Here is a 20,141-nt window from a genome sequence, read left to right on the forward strand (position 1 = left end):
TTAAAAAAGATTAAAAGCAAAATCCCAGGGATTCCATCCCTGGACCCGGCCAGGGAGGTGCCCTCCCTGGACCCGCAGTTGTTTTGTCACAGGAATGTCTGGCCCTGCAACGCCAGCAGTCCGGATCGACCGGCTATCTCACCCCACTCAACCCGATGCCGCGGCAGCACAGCTCCAGCCAACGCCGCAAAACTCTCTGCCATGGTGCCGATCTGCATTCCCTCCGCACGCCAAGCCAACAGCAACTGCTCCAGCACCGGCAGCAACTTCATCCCTTCCAACTCTGCATGCAGCGTATAGACATGGCCATAGGGACGTTCTTGACGACTCTCTTGCAACACCGCTTCAGGAAGCTGCTCCACCCCTCGCCCCTCCCTTCCCAACAGCTCATCCAAGGTAGGCAGGGTGGTCGGCAACTGAGGACAACGGAAGGTGCGCCCCTCCATCACCGGCAAAAAGGGGTGTGTGCCACGGGTATCACTGGCATACAGCAATCCCCACTCCTCTTCCACCTCCAGCAGATGGCTGTTCAACTGCCAACCGGCTGCACCATGAGTGGTCGGGGGACCGATAATGGTTTCATGGATGGCCATGGCCTTTTGCAACGCCTCCCGGGTCCATACCTCCCCCTTGTTGGCTGCATAATCCTGCCAGGCCACATGATCATAACAATGGATGCCGCTTTCATGCCCTTCGGCCACTGTCTGCCGCAGCAGCTCTGCCGCCCGTTCGCCAATCTGTGGCCCCGGCAATAAAACACCATACATCAAGGTTTTCCAACCATAATGGCTGAGCACTGAAGTGCGACTGACCTTGCGCAAAAAGCCGGGGCGAAAAATGCGCCGCAAGGCACGGCCGGTATGATCCGGTCCCAGGCTCCACAAAAAGGTGGCGCGCACCTGATGCCGCGCAAACAGACGCAACAGCGCCGGCACCCCCTCCAGAGTGCCACGCAGGGTATCCACATCCACCTTCAGGGCAATGCGCATTCCTTATCCTTCCCGTGCGGCTGTCAGATCATCCTGATCCAGCAGGGCTCCTGCACGCTCCACCTCGGTACGATAGGTGGCAAAGATGCGCCGCAAGGAGGTGGCCAAAGCCACTTTGGGGCTCCATTGCAAATCCTGACAGGTATTGTCAATCCAGGGTACCCGATGTTCAATATCCTGATAGCCTTCGCCATAATAGCGTGCCGAATTGACCTCCACCAACTGCACCCGCCGCAAACCGGGTTGATATTCTGGAAATTCGGCGCCAATCTCCAACATCAGCTCTGCCAGTTCGCGGATGGAATAACCATTACCCGGATTGCCGATATTATAGATCTTGCCACTGGCCACGCCGTTGGGATTTTCAATCACCCGCATCAAGGCATCGATACCATCATCGATATCAGTAAAACAGCGCCGTTGCGAACCCCCATCCACCAATTGAATCGCCTCGCCACGGGCGATATGGCCCAAAAATTGAGTCACCACCCGTGAAGAGCCCTCTTTGGGGGTATGCAGGCTGTCCAGACCAGAACCAATCCAGTTAAAGGGACGAATCAGGGTAAAATCCAACCCCTCTTCCATGCCATAGGCCCAGATAACCCGATCCATCAACTGTTTGGCACAGGAGTAGATCCAGCGTGGCTTGTTGATCGGTCCCAGGATAAAGTTGGATTCATCGGGATGAAAAGCGCTATCGCGGCACATGCCATACACCTCCGAGGTGGAGGGAAAGACCAGGCGTTTGCGATAGCGCACGCAGTCGCGAATGATCGGCAGATTGCATTCAAAATCCAGCTCAAAAACCGCCAACGGATGGCGCACATAGGAGGCGGGTGTGGCAATTGCCACCAGGGGAAGGATCACATCGCATTTTTTGACATGGTACTGCATCCACTCCCGATTGATGGCGATATCCCCCTCAAAAAAGTGGAAGCGCGGATGCGGCAGCAGAGGGGTGATATGGTTGGAGTGCATATCCATCCCATAGACATGCCAATCGGTGCACTCAATTATCCGTTGCGACAGATGGTGGCCGATAAACCCATTGACACCAAAAATCAATACATTCACAACACGCTCTCCTTCTGCACCGGAACCGGCAGCAACGCTTGCGCCTTCGGCCCCCACTGTTGAAACCATGCCGCCTGATCCAGCACTCTCTCTGCCATGCACACCTGGGTCAACTGCAGGCGCAGGCCATCCCGACAATCGGCATAGCACCTGCCCTCCTGCCAATAGAGCCGAGGCCAAACAGTTGCCTCACCTGAGGCCCTTTCTCCCTGATAGTGGCTGCCCAATATGTCGATGCGCTCGCCTTGCAGCATAAAAAAGGCTCCGGGATAGGGGGGAGCCACGGCGCGAATCAGATTATGGATCGGCCACGCTCCTTGCGTCCAATCGATACGGCCATCCTCCGGTCGGCGGCGTCCAAAGTAGCTGCCCTGGCTCAGATCCATGGCTTTGCTCTGCAGAGTGCCGGCCAACATCTCTGGCAGGATACGCCACAACAGTCGTTCGCCCGCACAGACCACCTTTTGAAAGACTTGATGGGCTGTATCGTTGGGCAGAATGGTCACAGCCTCCTGCCCGGCGATGGCTCCGGCATCCGCTTTGCGCACCATCTGGTGCAGGGTGACACCCGTTTCCGCCTCGCCGTGACAAACCGCCCAGTTGATCGGCACACGACCTCGATATTTTGGCAACAGGGATCCATGCAGATTGTAGGCGCCCAAACGGGGTATGGCCAACAGCTCTTCTGACAACATATGCCGATAATAAAAGGAAAAAATATAATCTGGACGACAATCCGCCACCTCGCTGACCACCTCCGGCAGATTGGGATTATCCGGATGAATGACCGGGATTCCTTCGAGATGAGCCAGGGCTGCGACACTGTCAAACCACTGATTTTCATTAGGATCATCTTGATGGGTAACCACCAGGGCTACCCGCACCCCTCTGGCCAGCAAAACTGCCAGAGAGCGTACTCCCACATTATGATAGGCGAAAACAACCGCAACCTTGTCTGTATTCATTGCGGTTCCGCAGCAGGGGAAGGACGTTGCAAGACGGTGCGCACCAGATAGCGTGGACGTTGTTTGGTTTGATGATAGATACGCCCCAGATACTCTCCCATCATGCCCATCCCAAACAGAGAGATGCCAATCAGAAAAAAGAGAATGGCAAACAGGGTAAACAAACCCTCCATCTCCGGGCCGATCACCAATCGGCGAATGGTCAGATAGACCACAAAACAGAAGGAGGCAATGGAAACCCCGATTCCGGTCAGCGAAAAAATCCGCAATGGTGCTGCCGAAAAGCCGGTCATCAGATCAAAATAGAGTTGAATCAAGGAGAACAGGGAGTATTTGGAACGTCCGGCTGCCCGCTCTTCATGTTCGACCACCACCTCGGTGGCATGGCCGGCATAGAGAAAACCCAAGGCCGGAATAAAGGTGAAGGACTCCTGCGAGGACAACAAGGGGGCAATGACATCCCGATGATAGCCACGCAACATACATCCCTGATCGGTGATGCGAATACGGGTCAGACGTTCGCGCAGATGGTTCATCAAACGTCCGGCAACCTGACGCCACCATACATCCTGACGCTTGCGGCGGATACTGCCCACATAATCATAGCCTTCATCCATTTTGGCGATAATCTTGGGAATCTCCTCCGGGGGATTTTGCAGATCGGCATCCAAGGTGATGACATAGCGCCCCAGGCTGTGGCTGAAGCCAGCCATCACCGCCGCATGCTGACCAAAATTGGTCTTCAGGATGACCACGCGGGTCCGATCTGGGCGCGTCTGAAACTGCTGTTGCAGCAGCCAAGCTGTGCGATCCCGACTGCCATCATCGACAAAAATAATCTCATAGGAGCGACCCAGGCCATCCATCACCGTGAACAAACGCTGAAACAATAATGGCAAGACCGGCTCTTCATTATAGACTGGAATGACAATGGAAATTTCCGGCTGATAATCCACCGCTGCAGACATGCTCTCCCTCACTCTTTCACTCATTTTTCTGGCGGCCTGCGCAAGCGGCCCGCATCACTCTTTTCCCTGGCATGCTGTTCAGCCAGCCATCAGCGCCGCAATATTCTGGGCGACAATCTCCACATCTTCATCCGGCATGGTGGGATATAACGGCAAAGAGAGTACCGTATTGCCCATCTGCTCGGCCAGCGGATACATTCCCGGACGATAAGCAAATGTTTCAGCAAAATAGTGCGTCAAATGCACCGGACGATAGTTGACCATGACACTGATTCCCCGGCTTTGCAACGCCTGCAACAGATAATCCCGCTCTTTCCCCTCTACCAAAATCGGAAAGAGATGGTGGGCATGTACTGTATTCTGGGCGGTCGGTGCCAGCAAACGGATACCGGGAACTGCCGACAACAACTCCCGATAACGATCGGTCAACTGCCGACGCCGCAGCAGATTACGTTCCACCCGCTCCATCTGCGGCAGCAAAATCGCCGCCTCAATGTTGCTCATATTATATTTCCAGCCCATCAAGGCCATATCCCAGTGCTGATAGCCCTTTACTGTGCGTTCTGCACCACTGCGGGTCATGCCGTGCAAGCGCAACAACAGCAATTTTTGATACAGTTCGCTATCATTGGTAGCCAGAGCTCCGCCCTCGCCACAGGTGATATTTTTGGTGGCATAAAAGCTGAAACAGGCCGTATTGCTGGCCCCAGCGGGACGAATACCCCGATCCTGCCCTTCCAGGCAATGGGCTGCATCTTCGATGATGGCCAAGCCATGCCGTTCGGCCACCTGACGCATGGCCACCATATCACACATCCGCCCATACAGATGGACCGGCAAAATCGCCTTGGTACGCGGGGTCAGGGCAGCTTCGATCTGTGCAACATCCAGATTGCCGGTCTCCGGCTCAATATCGACAAATACCGGCGTGGCTCCTGCCTCCAAAATTGCCGTCGAGGTGGCAATAAAGGTCATCGGAGTGGTGATCACCTCATCGCCCGGACCAATGCCCAAAGCCAATAAAGAGAGGTGCATCGCCCCGGTGCAACTGGTCACCGCCAAGACATGCCGACATCCCAAATAGTCGGCCATCCGGCGCTCAAAACGTTCTACCGTCTCTCCCGTGGTCAAGATCGGATGACGCAACGCTGCCGATACCGCATCAATCTCTTCCTGGCCCAAATCATGTCGAAAAAAAGCCACCTTGAAACTCATCGTCCTGCCATCCCTCTCATCCACGCGCCTTTTGCCATCATACTGTCGTTAACCTCAGCAAGCGGGCTGATTTTCCTGCCCTTTGCCCTGTCGGTCAAGGAATTATCCGCCTTGTACACTGCTGCCCTTTGCAAAGCGAAGCAGAATGAAGTGGAATAGAGCTGACAGCGCCCCTGCCAATGCGTGGAAATGTGCAGCAAGTGCTCCTGCCGATCCGCCAACCCACTCCCTTTGTTCCGGCAGAAAGAGGAACAACCATGTATCGTATTCATCGCTACCTGTTCCGTGAGTGCGCATTCACCTCGCTGATCGCACTCCTGGTGCTCTCTTTTATGGCCATGCTGCCGCAGTTTTTGCGTCTGGTTGACCTGTGGGTCAACCGGGATATGCCAGTCTCTGTCCTGGGCACCATGATCTCCCTCTCCATGCCGAAAATTTTATTGACCACCATCCCCATGGCCCTTCTGGTAGGCATCTTGCTCACTCTCGGTCGCTTGGCCCAGGAGAGTGAACTGGTCGTCCTCAAAGCCTGTGGCATCAGCCCCCTGCAAATTCTGCAACCTGTTGCCCTGCTCGCCCTGCTCTATACCATGCTGGCCCTGGCTTTGAGTACCCTCTGGCTGCCGCGTGCCTACCACCATTTTGCCTCGCTCAAACAGGCACTGCTCTCCTCCACCACTCTGGCCCTGAAACCACAAGCCTTCAGCCATAACATTCCCGGCTTGACCCTCTATATCGAGGAGCAGGATCCGCAAACACAGCTTTTGTATGGTTTGCTGATCCATGACCGGCGCAAAGCGGAAACCCCCATCACCTTGACCGCCCGTCGGGGCGAAATCCGCTCCCTGCCCAGTGGAGAGACCATTCTCTACCTTCAGGAGGGAACACGCCATCAAAGCCTCCCTGAGCAACACTATCGCGCCTTGCGTTTTGCCACTTATCAGATGGATCTGGGCATCGCCCTCGGCAGCAAAAGCAAAGCCAGCCAAAAACAGCTCGATGAACTCTCCCAAGAGGAGTTGAGCCAAATCATGCGCGAAGCATCCCCGAAAGAGTCCTATGCCGCCTGGATGGAGTGGCATCGCCGCTTCTCCTTCCCCACCGCCACCCTGATTCTTGGTCTGTTTGCGGTGCCACTGGGTCTGCAACAATCACCTCGCTCGGGACGCAGCTATGCCCTGGTGGTGGCTGTGTTGACCCTGATTATCCATTTTGCCCTGCTCTCGGTCGGCGAAACCTTGGCCCGCAAACAGATCATCACCCCCATCCTCGGCTTCTGGATGCCCAACCTGTTGATGGCCAGTTTGACCCTCTATGTCATCACCATCACCCATCAGTGCCGACCATTTCTCTGGGCCAACTGGCTGGGCAACAGCCTGGCCAATCTGCCGCAACGGCTGCTCGCTGCCCCCCAGGATAAATAGTCACCATGCCTATCCTCTTTCTCTATCTGCTGCGCCTCTTCCTGGTCGGTATGGGTCAAATTATCGGCTTGTTTATTGGTCTCTTTCTGCTGATCGACGGCATCGAAAGTATCCGCCGCTTTGCCCTGAAACCCGCCTTCAATTGGGCCGACATGTTCTGGATGATGCTCTGTCGGCTGCCCGATTTTATCACCCTGCTCTTTCCCTCCATCACCCTGCTTGCCGTGTTGATTGTCCTGGCCCGCCTCTCCCGGCAAAATGAAATCACCGTCATGCGCGCCAGTGGCATCTCCCTCTATCGCATCCTGATCCCCTTCCTGCTTGGCGGTCTGCTCATCGCCTCCACCCAACTGCTCCTGCGTGATCAACTGGTCCCCTGGAGCAAACGACTCGCGCAAAATCTTGAAGATCGGCTGCTGGGACAAGAGAATCCCAGCCCTACCGATATGGATAATCTGTGGCTCAAGGTCTGGACCCAACAAGGGGGGCGACAGTTGCTCCATGTGCAACAACTGCTACCCGACCAGCGCGTTCTGCTGAACCTCTCCCTCTACGAATGGGATGCGGATCATAAACTGCGCTCGCATATTCAAGCACGCAGCGCCCATATGGTGAAAGGGGAATGGATCCTCAACCAAGGCATCCGCTACCAATATGAACCAACCCTTGTGGCTGAACGGTTTATCCAACTGCCCTGGCCTGCCATCCTCGGCAGTGACCAACTCAATCGCACCGCCATCAATCCCGATTTTCTCACTTTTGAGCAACTGAATCGCCTGATTGAACGCACCGAACGCGAAGGCTATGACGCCACGCGCCTGCATGTTTTGCTGCACTCCCGTTTTTCGCAACCGGCGACCACCCTGGCTGCCATCCTGCTGGCCTTCCCTTTTACCTTGCGCCTGCCCCGCCGTGGTGGTATCACCCGTTCCCTGTTGCTTGGCCTCTTGATCGGCTTTACCCTGTTTGTCGTCGCCGATCTGGCGCAAGCCCTCGGTCTGGGAGGACGGCTGCCGCCACCCTTGGCCGCCTGGGCTCCTGTCTGCTTTTTTGCTGGCCTTGGTGGCTTCCTGCTGATCCACCTCGCCGATCCAAAACGTCAAGGTTAACCGGAGTTTCTATGCAAATCCCCATTCGCTCCTTTCTGCCTGCTGATCCCCCTCTCGCCCCCATGCTCTTTTCCCGTCGGCCCATCGTCCATCGCTTCTGGCTGACCGGCCTGCTCGCCGCCTGGATCGGCATCGCTCTCGGTTTTTGGCTCTGGGCCAGCCAACAGGGTCTGCTCGGCATCCCGGAAGCCTGGTCCACCTTAAAAATCTGGCATGCCCGCCTGCAAATTGAACTTTTTCTCGGCTCCTTTCTGCTCGGCTTTGCCCTGCAGTCCGGTCCCCATGTCATCGGTGGCCAACCACCTTCTCCCCTGCCTTTGCTGCGCCTGCTCGCACTCCTGCAGATCGGCTTTCTGCTCTCCCTGCCCCTCTTCCCCGCATGGCCTGCCTGGATCGGAGCGCTTTTGGTCAGCGCCGCCTACCTTGCTGCGGTCTATTTTTTGGCCCGCATCACGGCAAGCGGTGATCCTCTGCGTCGCCTGTCGCGCGGTATTCCCTTGACCGCCTCTTTCCTGCCCATGGCCATCGCCCCTTGGCTGCCCTTGGACGAACCCTCTGTCGCCCTCTGGATTCTCTTTTGTGGACCAGTAACCAGCGCCCTGGTCGCCGCCCAACAGTTGATCCAAAATGTGCTCGCGGGCCAACATCTGCGGGGAAATGCTGCGCGCCTCTTCGCCGCCCTCCTCCTCGCCTCCTGGAGCTTGACCACCCTGGCCGCCTTTTTTCATCCCCAGCTCTGGTTTGCTGCCGGAGCGGCCTGGCTGAGCCTCTTTGTCCACTTTCTCAGCGCAACCCGTTTCCTGCAGGCCGTCCGGCAACAGGCTCTGACCTCGATTCAACTGACCCTCCTGCTCGGCTTCGCCGCTGCCCTCCTGGCCGCCAGCAGCCTGCTTGTGCCCCAACTCATCCCCCAGGATGGCACACTCCACCTGCTCGGTGCCGGCATGTTTACCCTGCTTATCCTCGGTGTGGCCGCCCGCGTGGTCAGCTTTTTTTCCGGCATCCAGGCCATCAACGACCGCCTGCTCAGCTATCTGCTTCTGCTCTGGAGCCTGATCGCTCTGTTCAGAGTCGCCTCGGCCAGCGGTTGGTCTCCCGGCTCCCCGCTGCTGGCGCTGCTCTTGCTCTGCGGATCTCTTCTGTTCGCCTTCTGGTCGGCCAGAGTACTGCTCTGCCTGCGCAAAATCAGCCAGAAAATCACCCCTGATCTGTTATACAAATAATATCATACAGGAGAAGAGAGCATGTTTGGCAGATTCCTCCTCGGTAGCGGCTATCCATTACGTGGCCTCTCCTTGCTCAAACAACCGGGCATCCGGCGCTTTGTGATCATCCCTCTGACCATCAACACCCTGCTCTTTGCCGGTGGTCTCTATGCCTTTTTTGGCAACCTGTTGGCCATGACCAATTGGGTAAACAGCTTTTTACCAAGCTGGCTGCATTGGTTGCAGTGGCTGTTGGCGCCCCTGCTCATTCTGACAGTTCTGACCACGCTGTTTTTTACCTTTTCCATGATGACCAACCTGCTTGCCGCCCCCTTCAATAGCCTGCTTGCCGAACAGGTGGAATATCATTTGACCGGTCGCTATCCCAGCGGCACCCCTTTTACGACACAATCCCTGCTGGTCAAAACCATTCCCCTGCTTGGTAACGAACTCAATAAAATTCTCTACTCTCTGCTCTGGATGATTCCCTTCCTGCTTCTGTTTATCCTGCCGGTGGTGCATCTGGCAGCCCCTTTTCTCTGGCTGCTCTATTCTGCCTGGATGTTGGCTGTGCAATATCTTGACCTGCCAATGGGTAACCATGAGTGGAGCGGCAGAAGAGTGCGCCAGGCATTACGCCAACAAAGAGCACTCTCATTGGGGTTTGGTGGCATGGTCCTGCTGCTCAACACCATCCCCTTGATCAATTTTCTGGCCATGCCCGCCTGTGTGGTGGGAGCGACTCTCCTGTGGGTGGAACAGTTGGCAGCCAAAGAGGGTGACCCGGTTTGAAAAAATGGAGCTTTGAAAAAAACAGAAGTAGATTTATTCACAAGCTCGGAGAGTTTGTACAAACTCCCCAGCTTATCCAAAACGCCTGACGGCCACCTGTTGGACGGCAGCGAGCAGCTCTTTTTTGCTGATTGGTTTGGCCAGATGTTGATCACAGCCGGCAGAGAGACTTTCGGAGGCTTTCTCTGTACCCGCGTGCGCACTGAGAGCGATGATGGCCAAAGGTGTCGCTCCTTGTTGTGCTTCCCGCTGCCGGATGGCCCGGGTCAGCGCATAACCATCCATTTTGGGCATTTCAATATCGGTCAACAACAGATCCCACGCCCCCGCGCAAATCCGCTGTAGCGCCTCCTCACCATTATTGACTATCTCCAGACTGTGCGAACTCTTTTTCAGATAACTGGCAAACAACAGTTGATTTTCTGCTGAATCCTCGGCCAACAAAATACGCAAGCTCTGAACTGGGGCATCGCTTGTTCCCACACCCGGCGCCGCACTTTGCAGTGGTTGCTCCATCTTGCGCAGCGGCAGGGTAAAAGAAAAACAACTGCCCACCGCCACTTGACTCTCCACCCACATCCGCCCGCCCATCAACTCCACCAGTCTCTTGCTGATGGCCAAACCCAACCCTGTCCCCCCATATTGGCGGGTGATACCGGAATCGGCCTGGGTAAAATGGTCAAATATTCTTTGCAGATGCTCTTCGGCAATACCGATTCCGCTATCGCGCACCTGGAACAGAAGGGCCTGCTCTGCTGCCGTATTATCCCTCTGCACAGAGAGGCGAATCGCACCCACATGGGTAAATTTCAGGGCATTGCCGAGAAGATTGATCAAAATCTGCCGCAACCGCCCCTCATCCCCCAGGATGCGGTCTGGCACATCCGCCGCAATATCTGCATGCAGGGATAAATGTTTTTCTGCTGCCGCCACCTGCAGCAAATGGACAATCTCCTCCACCACTCGCGCGGGCGCATAGAGCACATTGGACAAGGTAAAACGTCCTGCCTCCATCCGTGAAAAGTCCAAGACATCATTGATCACCCCCAACAGGGCCTTGCCTGAACGATTCATGCTCTCCAACAGACGGCGCTGCTCGGCATCCAGCTCACTCTCCAAAAGCAGCTCCGACATCCCCAAAACCACATTCATCGGGGTGCGAATCTCATGGCTCATCGCCGCCAAAAATTCACTCTTGGCCCGTGTTGCCGACTCCGCTTTCACTTTTGCTTGCTGCAAAACCTGTTCTGTGCATTTTTGCTCGGTAATATCGGTAGAAACACCACTCAAACCCCAAACATGTCCCTGCTCATCGAGAATGGCGCGCTTTGCTTCCAGATATACCCGCGTCTCCCCCTTGTGCAGAGGTGTAACCACTCTCTCCACCCTGCTCGGCTCAGCAGTGGATAACACCTGCTTGTCTACCGCAATCAATGCGGCCAAATGATCTTCAGAGGTAAAAAACTCCTCATCCCGTCTGCCAAACAACTGTTCGGCAGAACAGCCAAACAGTTGCAAGGTCAGACGATTGGCATAGACATAACGACGCTGCCGATCCTTGATATAGATGTATGCCTCCACATCGTTCATGATGTCGGAAAAGCGCTTGTTTTTTTGCAGCTCATCGTGAAAGCGGGCTGTCATCTGCTGGGCCATGCGCAAGGCCCGACGCCGTCCACTGACCAGCAACCACACCAAAACCGCCAACAGGATCGTGGACAACACCCCGGAAACCAAAACAAAAAGCGGTCGTTGCGCATCCAGACGCGCCTCAAAACTCTCCCGCGATGTGATAAGTATGGTCCAGATCCGATCCGTCATTTCCAAACGTTGATGCAAAGTGAACAGATTGCTCTTCTGCATTTGTGCCGCAAGCGATTTATCCGAATCATAGAGCACATTCTCCGACACCACACAATCGCAATCATAAATTTCCAAATCAAAATCGGTCGGAAAGGCCCCCAGAATACCCGCCATCAACTCTTCCATGCGAAAGGCGGCATAGGCCCATCCCAATAGCCGTTCTTGCCTCTCCTGCAGCGTGACCGGATGATGGCCTTGCCGGTAAATCGGCATGAACAAGACAAACCCCACCTGCTCTTTGCCGATCTCATCTTCTTGCACCAGAGTCACTTTGCCGGAAATTGACGGCAACCCCCCATCTCTGGCCTGCTCCAAGGCTTTGCGGCGCACGGCATCGGAATAGAGATCATAACCAAAGGCTCTGGCATTGCGACTGTTGAAGGGCTCTACATACAAAACAGGAGAGTAGAAAGGGCGCTCTCCTTCTGGCCACACCCAATAATCGCTGTATCCCTCCTGCCGCACTGTTTGTACCCACCGCTCTTTCTTGTCATGGGGCAGCCAGTGCAGATAACCGGTCGCCTGGATGCCTGGATAGCGTTTCTGCAGTTGCAATGCCTCCACATAGCGACGAAAATCCTCTCTTTCGACCTCCTCCAAAATATCAAACAAACCACGCACACCACGCAACACCTGCTCATAGGCGACCATCCGCTGCTGGATGCGTTGCACAATCTCGCGGGCTTGATAATCAAAGTCACTCTGCAAGTTGCGCTGCACACCCTGCAGGGCAAAATCATACCAAAACCAGGTGACAGCCAGACCCAGAACAGCAACCACAGCAGGCAACCACAGCAAGAGACGGTTGACCGGTAAAGGTTCCGCCCCCTTTGGTTTGGCAGCTTCCGATCTGTTCAGCGACTGCAGCAACAGGCCAGCAAAACGGCGATAAAGATAGGCGCCCAGCAGCAACAAAAACAGCAAGAATAATATAATAGAAAAAATGTTTTTCAGGCTGTGCGCTCTTTGCTCATCCGGCAGCTCCGGCAACATGACCCACCGGCTTTGGATCTGTCGATGCTCTTTTGCTGTCAACTCCGCCAAGGCTTTATTGAATAGTTCCCGCAAGATCGGCCAATCGCTGCGTACTGCAAAACTCAGATGATAGATAAAATCGCTCTCTCCGGCACTACGCAGATTGGTAATATGCAGCCGCTGGGTCCAATAACCTGCCGTCGCCCGATTCAGAAAGGTGGCATCCACCTCTCCCAGAGAGAGGGCAGTCAACAGCGTCTTGACATCGTCATACCAACGAAAGCGGATCCGCGGATTTTTGTTCTGCATCTCTTCGTTGATGGCCCAACCCTTGATTCCCGCTACAACTTTCCCGGAGAGTTGGTGCAGCATCTCCTTATTGGTGAGTGCTCTGGAAGCAAGCGTTGTGCCCTGGCGCAACAACAACAGATCGGGAAAATCGGCATAGGCGTTGGTAAACAGCAGATAGCGCTCCCGTTCGGCAGTGGGAGTGGCAACGGTGACCAGATCCGCCTCCTGGCGTTCCACCATGGCCAAAGAGGCGGCCCAGGAGGTGGTTGGCATGCTCTCGATGCGCAAGCCCAACAGATCTGCCACTTTATGCAAGGTTTCCGAGGCGATTCCCTCTATATTGCCGTCGGCGTTGCGAAACTCAAATGGGGCATAATCGGGATCGGGAGCATGGCGCAGCACAGGATGGTTCTGCAACCAGGCCCGCTCTTCCGCAGTCAGTTGCAACTCCGCCCAGGCAGGCGGCAACAGAGCCAACCAGCACAACAGCACCAACCCTCCGCAAGCAAACAGTTGCCGGAAACGGAATACGGGAGGGAATAGATGGTTCATATACTTGCTGATAGACACCATGCCACCTGGGCACACCGAGAAGGGGTCAGAATCGTTCGGCAACCCGCCCACCCATACGAATAAAAATGAAAATCACTCTATGAATCATTTATCCGCAAACAGAAGAGACTTTTACCCACTCTCTGGGCAGATCGAGTTGTTCTGCATCATTCTAGCGAAAGCAGTTTTACATCGCATCCCATGGAAATGCTACGTTTGCTGAACATCTCTTTGCGCCAGCCGCAACGCCCAGGCAATCTCCTCTTGCACCTCTGTCTCTCTTTCACGTTGCCCCTGTTCTTGCAACCACAACCGTGGCGCACTGCCCCACGGTTCGCCATCCTGTTGGCTCAATAAACGACCAATGCCCCAGGCGGCATGTCCGCGTACCAGAGCCGCTTCATGCTGCAACAGTTGCTGCAACAGCGGTAACGCCTGCAACGATCCCCAATTGCCCAAAGCCACCGCCACGTTACGCAACCAGCGCAGCCAACCCAGACGACGCATGGGCATCTGCCGTGACCACTCCCGAAAGGCGCTTTCGGTCAGCGAGCCACTCTGCAACAACTCTGGAGCCAACCACTCCAGCCGTGGCAACCAGGTCGGATGCCGAGTGACTGTGGCAAACCGATTCCAAGGACAAGCTGTCACACAATCATCACAACCATACAGACGCCTGCCCATGGCGATGCGATCGGCATGGGCCAGCGGACCAGCCCATTCTATACTCAGATAGGCCAAACAACGCCGGGCATTCAAGCGATAGGGTTCAGCCAAGGCATCGGTCGGACAGGCCTGCAGACAGCGCTGACACTCCCCGCAATGATCGCGCAGCGGTTGATCTGCTGGCAAAGCCAAAGGCAACAACAGCTCGGCCAACAACAACCAGCAACCGTGCTGTGGCGAGACCAACAACGAATTTTTGCCCTGCCATCCCAAACCCGCCGCCACCCCCAACGGCTTTTCCATGATCGGCGCACTATCCACCAGCAACCGACTCTCTATCCGTTCTCCCAAGAGCTGGTTCAACCACTCCCACAGACGGCGCAGCCCCCCCTTGAAGACATCATGATAATCCTGGCGTCGGGCATGCACTGCGATATAGCCACAACCATCTTGATGTTGTGCTCTCTCCTCTTGCGGATAGGGACGACTGCTGACCCCCAAAACCACCACCGTCTGTGCCTCTGCCAACAAGCGCTGCGGATTTTGCCGTTTCTCGGGCTCGCGAGCCAGCCATGCCATCTCTCCATGGCAACCCGCCTGCAACCAGGAATCAAGAGCTTCCGCATGCGGTGGCGGAACTGCAGCGGCAAAACCCACCACATCAAAACCTTCTTTATGTGCCTGCTGGCGAATCAATTCTTTTAATTGATGATCTGTAATTACTTTACTGTTTATCATTGCCCCTGTACAGCCCTGTCAGTGGGAGAGAAAAAAAGAAATTCCTGGAAGAAAAAGCTAGACGTTTGCTGTTCAATCCTTCATAATGCAGTGCAGCATTTTACTATATTGAAATGTTTATTTTGTGGCATGAGCAAAAATTTACTATAGATCAAAATTCTCCCGGAGACACAACCTCCCGGAACGGGAACAGCTTGCTGCAAGGAGGAGTTATGAGAAAGCATGACCTGGTCATCGTCGGTGCCGGATTGTCGGGAATGCGCGCCGCCCTGGAAGGGGCCAGAGCAGGAATCGATGTCGCCATTATCAGTAAGATCCATCCTTTGCGCAGCCACTCCTGCGCCGCCCAGGGTGGGGTAAATGCCGCCATCGATCCCAGGGACTCCCGCGAATCCCACACCTTTGACACCGTCAAAGGTGCCGATTATATCGGCGACGAAGATGCGATTCAATTGATGTGTCATGAAGCGCCAGAAGTGATTTTGGAGATGGACCGCATGGGCACCCCATTCTCCCGCCTGGAAGATGGCAGCATTGCCCAACGTCCTTTCGGTGGAGCCAACTTTGACCGTACCTGTTATGCCGCTGACCGCACCGGTCAGGTGATGCTGCATACCCTGTGGGAGCAGTTGGTGAAAGCGCAGGTCAAGGTCTATGAAGAGTGCGCCATTTTGCGCCTGGTTGCCAACAAAGAGGGACGTGCCGCTGGTGTAGTGGTCTATGACATCAAAACCGGCGAAGTGTTCCCGGTTGGCGGCAAGGGAATCCTGATTGCCAGCGGTGGCTATGGACGGGTCTATCATTCCAACACCAACGCCACCACCAATACCGGTGATGGCATGGCATTGGCACTGCGGGCTGGCGCTCCCCTGGCAGATATGGAGTTTGTACAGTTTCATCCCACCGGACTATTGACCACCGGTGTTCTGGTCACCGAAGGGGCTCGTGGCGAGGGGGGCTACCTGATCAATATCCACGGAGAGCGCTTCATGGGCAAATATGCTCCGAAGAAGTGGGAACTGGCCTCTCGTGATGTGGTTGCCCGTGCCGAACAGACAGAGATCATCGAAGGGCGCGGTGAAAATGGCGCCATCTTCCTCGATCTGCGACACCTGGGTGCGGAAAAAATTCTCGAACGTCTGCCGCAAATTCGCCAATTGGCCATGGATCTGGAGGGGGTTGATCCCATCTACAAGCCGATTCCCGTGCGTCCCACGGTGCACTATTCCATGGGCGGCATTCGTACCGACAAATGGGGCGCCTCCCCCATGCCGGGTCTCTTCGCCGCGGGAGAAGCGGCCTGTGTCTCGGTACACGGAGCCAACCGTCTGGGCGGCAACTCCCTGCTGGATACCGTCGTTTTTGGCAAAATTACCGGCAAATATGCCAGCCAGTTTGTCAAAAATGAGCCACACCCCGACTTTCCGGAAGAGACCGTCGCCGAGGTCAAGGCTCAGATCCAAACCCTGAAACAGGGCAAAGGACAACGTGCCCCCGCTTTGCATACGCAGATGTCGCAAGCCATGAACATGCATTGTGGGGTGTTCCGCACTCCGGAAGGGATGCAGCAGATGGTTGACCTGATTCCAGAGCTGCGCCGGGAATATGCCCAAGTCAGCGTCCAGGACCAGTCCAACATCTTTAATATCGATCTGTTGCGCACCTTGGAAATGGGTAACATGCTTGATCTGGCCGAATGTATCGCCAAAGGGGCCCTGGCGCGTCAGGAGTCACGCGGAGCCCAATCCCGTACCGATTTTCCCGAACGGGATGACCAAAACTGGCGCAAACATACCATCACCCATTGGGATAGCCATAAAGGGGAAGTGGTGCTCTCCTACGAACCGGTTCGCACCCTGGGTCTCCCTGAGTTTGAGCCAAAAGCCCGCTCCTACTAGGATGGTTATTCCGATTTCTGATTGCTACTGGAGGCATGTATGCCCGTTTATACCTTCCGCATTCAACGCAACCAAAAAAATGCTCAGGGCACCCTGGAGAGCCGTTACCAGGAGTATACCCTGGAGTTGAATGAAACCACTACCGTTTTGAACGCTCTGGAGGAGTTGAAAGGCAACCAGGATGGTACCTTGACCTTTCGCCAATCCTGTCGTTCGGCCATCTGCGGCTCCTGCGCCATGAAGATCAGTGGGCGCACCCGCCTGGCCTGCAAAACCCATGTCGGCTCGGTTGCCCGCGATGGGGTCATCGAATTGGCCCCCATGGCCAATCAACCAGTGCTCAAAGATCTGGTCATCGACATCGGACCCTTTTTTCGCAAGGTCCACCAGATCAAACCCTACCTGGAAGAGGGCCCGGAAAAAGCCACTACTGTCGAGCGCTCCTCCTATGATCAGGTCAATCATGTGACCCAGTGTATCATGTGCGGTTGCTGCTACTCCGACTGCACCATGAAAGAGGTCAGCGAAGAGTTTATCGGCCCCGCAGCCCTGGCCAAAGCCTTCCGCTTTGTCTCTGATCCCCGCGAAGGACAAAAAACCGCCCGTCTGCAGGAGCTCTCCGAACCAGGCATGATGTGGAGCTGCACCCGCTGCGCCATGTGCATCGACAGTTGCCCCAAGGATGTCAAACCCATGGAAGCCATTGTCAAACTGCGTACTCGTGGCATGCAAAAAGGTTTTGTCGATGGTCCCGGCCCCCGGCACGCCCTGGCCTTCCATCAGGATATTCAAAAATGGGGTGACTTGAATGAATTTACCCTGTTGCAACGTACCGTCGGCATCTTGGGCTCCATCGCTGAGTTGGGTACCGCCCTGCACCTGTTGAAAAAAGGCAAAATTCCCTCCCCGTTCCCGCATCAGGCGCAAGGGGTGGAACAGTTGCAAAAAATCTACAAATTGCTGGAACAAAATCCCATCGATGTGGAAACCAAAGCCAAAGAGGTTGTCCCTGAATAAGGGCGGTCCAATAGGAGGAATATAATGTCTCTGGAATTTGCCTATTATCCTGGTTGTGCCGCCAAACAGGTGCAAAAAGAAGCGGATTGGGCAGCACGCGCCGTTGCCCGTGAATTGGGAATCACCCTGCATGCCATGCCGCAAGCCACCTGCTGCGGCGCCGTCAGCCTGCGCGAAAGCAAACCGGCCTTCTCTCTGGCAGTCGCCGCCCGCATCCTCTCCGAGGCCGAAGCACAAGGACGGCATCTGGCAACCATCTGCAACACCTGCCTGCAGACCCTGAGCCATGCCAACTATCGCTTCAAAAATGAGCCGGAGTTGCTGGAAAAGATCAACAGCGTCATTGTTCAGGCCGGTGTGCGTGCCTATAAAGCCTCGATCAATGTCTATCATCTGCTCTGGGTGATTACCGATCAGGTGGATCCGGCCCTGCTGCGGCAGAAGATTAAAAAACCGCTCAACGGCATGCGGGTCGCACCCTTCTATGGCTGCCATAATTTGCGCCCTGCGGAAATTCTGGTTGCCAAAGGGGGCGAAAGCGCCGATCATCTGGATCGTTTGATCCAACTGCTGGGTGGTGCGCCGGTTGCCTATAATGGCCATGATAAATGCTGCGGCTTCCATGTCATGCTCTCCGATGCCACAGAGATGCGCACCATGGTTGCCAAAAACTGCTTGAGCGCCAAGGATGCTGGCGCCGAGGTGATGATCTCTCCCTGCACCCTCTGCGATATGGCCATGGGTGCCTATCAAAAACCTGCAGAAAATGCTGTGGGCAAAGAGATCAATCTGCCGGAGATGAATTTTGCGCAACTGCTCGGTCTGGCCATGGGTATCAATCCCGATACTCTGGGCATCAGCCGCCTGCATGTGGATCCCAGTGCCGCCCTGGTCGCCCGCAAAGTGTTATAACTCTGCCAAGGGGACCAGTGAGCTGCTTTACCTCCTGGTCCCCAACACGCAATGATCCTTCCCCTGACCCCCGATCTGCTGCACTCCGGCACCAATCTGCTGTTCGACTTTGTCGGACTGCCCTCCCCGCTCTTTTTGCAGCAGCCCCTGACCTGCCTGCACACCAAACAGCCAGAAGAGGTTGTACCGTTGCTGCACCAAGCCGAAGAGGCCGCCCGCAGCGGACACTGGGTGGGTGGTTTTCTCACCTATGAGGCCGCTGCCGCCTTCGACCTGCCTGTATACAACCCCGGTCCACTGCCCTTGCTCTGGCTGGCCATCTGCCGCCATGCCCAAGCCGCCGCCCTCCTGCCCCCCCCACAGTGGCTCCCCCCTACCCTGACTCTCACCTGTGCACCCAGTCGCTATGCCGAGGATCTGCAAACCATTCTCGAACATATCGCCCGTGGCGACAGCTATCAGGTCAACTATACCCTCTCCGGCCAGCTCGGCGCTTGCAACCCGGCCAGCCTCTTTCTCGCCTTGCAAAGCAGCCATCGCCATCCCTATGCCGCCTGGATCAACTGGCAGGATCTGCAGATCGCCTCTCTCTCCCCGGAGCTGCTGCTGCAGCGCCAGGGGCAGCAACTGTTGACCGCCCCGATCAAAGGCACCTCTGCCCGCTTTTTGGATCCCCAACAGGATGCCCGTGTCGGTCAAGAGATGGCCGACTCCCCAAAAGAGCGTGCCGAGCATGTGATGATCGTCGATATGGCACGCAACGATCTGGGCCGTGTCTGTGAAAGCGGCTCGATTCATGTGGAACAGCTCTTTGCGCGCCGCCTTTTTGCCAGTGTGCAACATCTGGAAAGTCGGGTATATGGCCGACAGCGCGCCGCTCTCACCTGGCCACAACTCATGCGCTCCCTCTTTCCCGCCGCTTCCATTACCGGCGCGCCTAAATATCGCACCATGGAGATCATCCGCCAGTTGGAGCAGCGTCCGCGGGGCATCTATACCGGCAGCCTCTTTCTCCTGCAACCGGGAGGAGATCTGATCAGCAACGTGGCCATTCGCACCTGCTGTTGGCAGCACAATCAGGCAGGAGAGATCGGTTTGGGAGGCGGCATTGTCGCCGACTCGCAAGTAGCACGCGAATGGCAAGAGCTTGCCGACAAAAGCCGCTTTTTGCATCAATTGCCACCAGAGCTGTTGTTGATTGAAACCTTGTTGCTGCAAGCGGATGGCACGCTACGCGATGCGACAGCCCATTGGCAGCGGCTGCAGGCGTCAGCCCAGGCTCTGGGATTTGTCTGTGACCGGGAGCAGCTTGCCCAACAACTGCAGCAACAGCTTGCCGAGTGGCGACAGGAGCAAGCGGAGGAGTGGATTGTGCGGGTGAGTCTCTCTGCAGCGGGTCAGGTGACGCTGCAACGTCGCCGACGACCCACACCTCTTTGCCATCTGCAGGTACAGTTGGCAGCTCAGGCAGTGGATCGCTTGGATCGG

Annotated in this window: 15 protein-coding genes; 8 read left to right on the forward strand and 7 right to left on the reverse strand. The window is 55.7% G+C overall.

What is annotated here, in order from left to right:
* Positions 1-86: 86 nt before the first annotated feature.
* The 5 genes from EJP87_RS05240 to EJP87_RS05260 all read right to left on the reverse strand — a co-directional run bounded on the left by EJP87_RS05240 (position 87) and on the right by EJP87_RS05260 (position 5,211).
* Positions 87-989, reverse strand: coding sequence for a polysaccharide deacetylase family protein (locus EJP87_RS05240; protein ID WP_130470807.1), 903 nt, complete (start codon positions 987-989; stop codon positions 87-89).
* A gap of 3 nt (positions 990-992) precedes the next feature.
* The gene (locus tag EJP87_RS05245) at positions 993-2,063 is read right to left on the reverse strand and encodes a bifunctional UDP-4-keto-pentose/UDP-xylose synthase (RefSeq protein ID WP_227657465.1); all 1,071 of its coding nucleotides are present in this window, start codon (positions 2,061-2,063) and stop codon (positions 993-995) included.
* A complete protein-coding gene (locus EJP87_RS05250; protein ID WP_130470809.1) occupies positions 2,060-3,028 on the reverse strand; it encodes a formyltransferase in 969 nt (322 codons plus the stop codon). The genes EJP87_RS05245 and EJP87_RS05250 overlap by 4 nt, the downstream gene beginning before the upstream one ends.
* The gene (locus EJP87_RS05255; protein ID WP_130470810.1) at positions 3,025-3,996 is read right to left on the reverse strand and encodes a glycosyltransferase; all 972 of its coding nucleotides are present in this window, start codon (positions 3,994-3,996) and stop codon (positions 3,025-3,027) included. Before EJP87_RS05255 ends, EJP87_RS05250 begins: the two co-directional genes overlap by 4 nt.
* Positions 3,997-4,074: 78 nt before the next feature.
* Positions 4,075-5,211: a DegT/DnrJ/EryC1/StrS family aminotransferase gene (locus EJP87_RS05260; RefSeq protein ID WP_130470811.1), complete on the reverse strand. Its 1,137-nt coding sequence runs from the start codon at positions 5,209-5,211 to the stop codon at positions 4,075-4,077.
* A 257-nt stretch (positions 5,212-5,468) separates the two neighbouring features.
* On the opposite strand from EJP87_RS05260, the gene lptF reads away from it, so the two are divergent.
* Genes lptF through cysZ form a run of 4 tightly spaced genes read left to right on the forward strand, consistent with a single transcriptional unit; the run spans position 5,469 to position 9,741 of the window.
* Positions 5,469-6,635, forward strand: a complete 1,167-nt coding sequence (lptF, locus tag EJP87_RS05265; protein ID WP_193771154.1) for an LPS export ABC transporter permease LptF — start codon at positions 5,469-5,471, stop codon at positions 6,633-6,635.
* Positions 6,636-6,640: 5 nt separating this feature from the next.
* Positions 6,641-7,744 carry an LPS export ABC transporter permease LptG gene (lptG, locus tag EJP87_RS05270; protein ID WP_130470813.1) on the forward strand — a complete coding sequence of 368 codons (1,104 nt, stop codon included), beginning with the start codon at positions 6,641-6,643 and terminating at the stop codon, positions 7,742-7,744.
* A gap of 11 nt (positions 7,745-7,755) precedes the next feature.
* Positions 7,756-8,967, forward strand: a complete 1,212-nt coding sequence (locus EJP87_RS05275; protein ID WP_130470814.1) for an NnrS family protein — start codon at positions 7,756-7,758, stop codon at positions 8,965-8,967.
* A 21-nt stretch (positions 8,968-8,988) separates the two neighbouring features.
* Positions 8,989-9,741, forward strand: coding sequence for a sulfate transporter CysZ (gene cysZ, locus EJP87_RS05280; RefSeq protein WP_130470815.1), 753 nt, complete (start codon positions 8,989-8,991; stop codon positions 9,739-9,741).
* A gap of 72 nt (positions 9,742-9,813) precedes the next feature.
* On the opposite strand, the gene EJP87_RS05285 is transcribed toward cysZ, so the two are convergent.
* Entirely contained in the window at positions 9,814-13,422 is a 3,609-nt protein-coding gene (locus tag EJP87_RS05285; RefSeq protein ID WP_193771155.1) for a CHASE domain-containing protein, read from the reverse strand.
* A 210-nt stretch (positions 13,423-13,632) separates the two neighbouring features.
* A complete protein-coding gene (gene queG / locus EJP87_RS05290; protein ID WP_130470817.1) occupies positions 13,633-14,826 on the reverse strand; it encodes a tRNA epoxyqueuosine(34) reductase QueG in 1,194 nt (397 codons plus the stop codon).
* Between the two features lie 212 nt (positions 14,827-15,038).
* On the opposite strand from queG, the gene EJP87_RS05295 reads away from it, so the two are divergent.
* From EJP87_RS05295 to EJP87_RS05310, 4 genes are all read left to right on the forward strand, one after another.
* Positions 15,039-16,724 carry an FAD-binding protein gene (locus EJP87_RS05295; protein ID WP_130470818.1) on the forward strand — a complete coding sequence of 562 codons (1,686 nt, stop codon included), beginning with the start codon at positions 15,039-15,041 and terminating at the stop codon, positions 16,722-16,724.
* A 39-nt stretch (positions 16,725-16,763) separates the two neighbouring features.
* Positions 16,764-17,741 carry a succinate dehydrogenase/fumarate reductase iron-sulfur subunit gene (locus EJP87_RS05300; protein WP_130470819.1) on the forward strand — a complete coding sequence of 326 codons (978 nt, stop codon included), beginning with the start codon at positions 16,764-16,766 and terminating at the stop codon, positions 17,739-17,741.
* A 24-nt stretch (positions 17,742-17,765) separates the two neighbouring features.
* Positions 17,766-18,653, forward strand: coding sequence for a CoB--CoM heterodisulfide reductase iron-sulfur subunit B family protein (locus EJP87_RS05305; protein WP_130470820.1), 888 nt, complete (start codon positions 17,766-17,768; stop codon positions 18,651-18,653).
* 51 nt (positions 18,654-18,704) lie between these two features.
* A partial coding sequence (locus tag EJP87_RS05310) for a chorismate-binding protein (protein ID WP_130470821.1) occupies positions 18,705-20,141 on the forward strand: 1,437 nt, incomplete at its 3' end.

It is taken from the genome of Candidatus Magnetaquicoccus inordinatus (assembly GCF_004217665.1).
GTDB classification, from domain to species: domain Bacteria; phylum Pseudomonadota; class Magnetococcia; order Magnetococcales; family Magnetaquicoccaceae; genus Magnetaquicoccus; species Magnetaquicoccus inordinatus.

Bases quoted from the DNA above. Each gene is read 5' to 3' on its own strand.
- lptF (WP_193771154.1), top strand. From the start codon at position 5,469: ATGTATCGTATTCATCGCTACCTGTTCCGTGAGTGCGCATTCACCTCG.
- EJP87_RS05260 (WP_130470811.1), bottom strand. From the start codon at position 5,211: ATGAGTTTCAAGGTGGCTTTTTTTCGACATGATTTGGGCCAGGAAGAG.
- EJP87_RS05240 (WP_130470807.1), bottom strand. From the start codon at position 989: ATGCGCATTGCCCTGAAGGTGGATGTGGATACCCTGCGTGGCACTCTG.
- EJP87_RS05275 (WP_130470814.1), top strand. From the start codon at position 7,756: ATGCAAATCCCCATTCGCTCCTTTCTGCCTGCTGATCCCCCTCTCGCC.
- EJP87_RS05250 (WP_130470809.1), bottom strand. From the start codon at position 3,028: ATGAATACAGACAAGGTTGCGGTTGTTTTCGCCTATCATAATGTGGGA.
- EJP87_RS05305 (WP_130470820.1), top strand. From the start codon at position 17,766: ATGTCTCTGGAATTTGCCTATTATCCTGGTTGTGCCGCCAAACAGGTG.
- queG (WP_130470817.1), bottom strand. From the start codon at position 14,826: ATGATAAACAGTAAAGTAATTACAGATCATCAATTAAAAGAATTGATT.
- EJP87_RS05295 (WP_130470818.1), top strand. From the start codon at position 15,039: ATGAGAAAGCATGACCTGGTCATCGTCGGTGCCGGATTGTCGGGAATG.
- EJP87_RS05300 (WP_130470819.1), top strand. From the start codon at position 16,764: ATGCCCGTTTATACCTTCCGCATTCAACGCAACCAAAAAAATGCTCAG.
- lptG (WP_130470813.1), top strand. From the start codon at position 6,641: ATGCCTATCCTCTTTCTCTATCTGCTGCGCCTCTTCCTGGTCGGTATG.
- EJP87_RS05255 (WP_130470810.1), bottom strand. From the start codon at position 3,996: ATGTCTGCAGCGGTGGATTATCAGCCGGAAATTTCCATTGTCATTCCA.
- EJP87_RS05285 (WP_193771155.1), bottom strand. From the start codon at position 13,422: ATGAACCATCTATTCCCTCCCGTATTCCGTTTCCGGCAACTGTTTGCT.
- cysZ (WP_130470815.1), top strand. From the start codon at position 8,989: ATGTTTGGCAGATTCCTCCTCGGTAGCGGCTATCCATTACGTGGCCTC.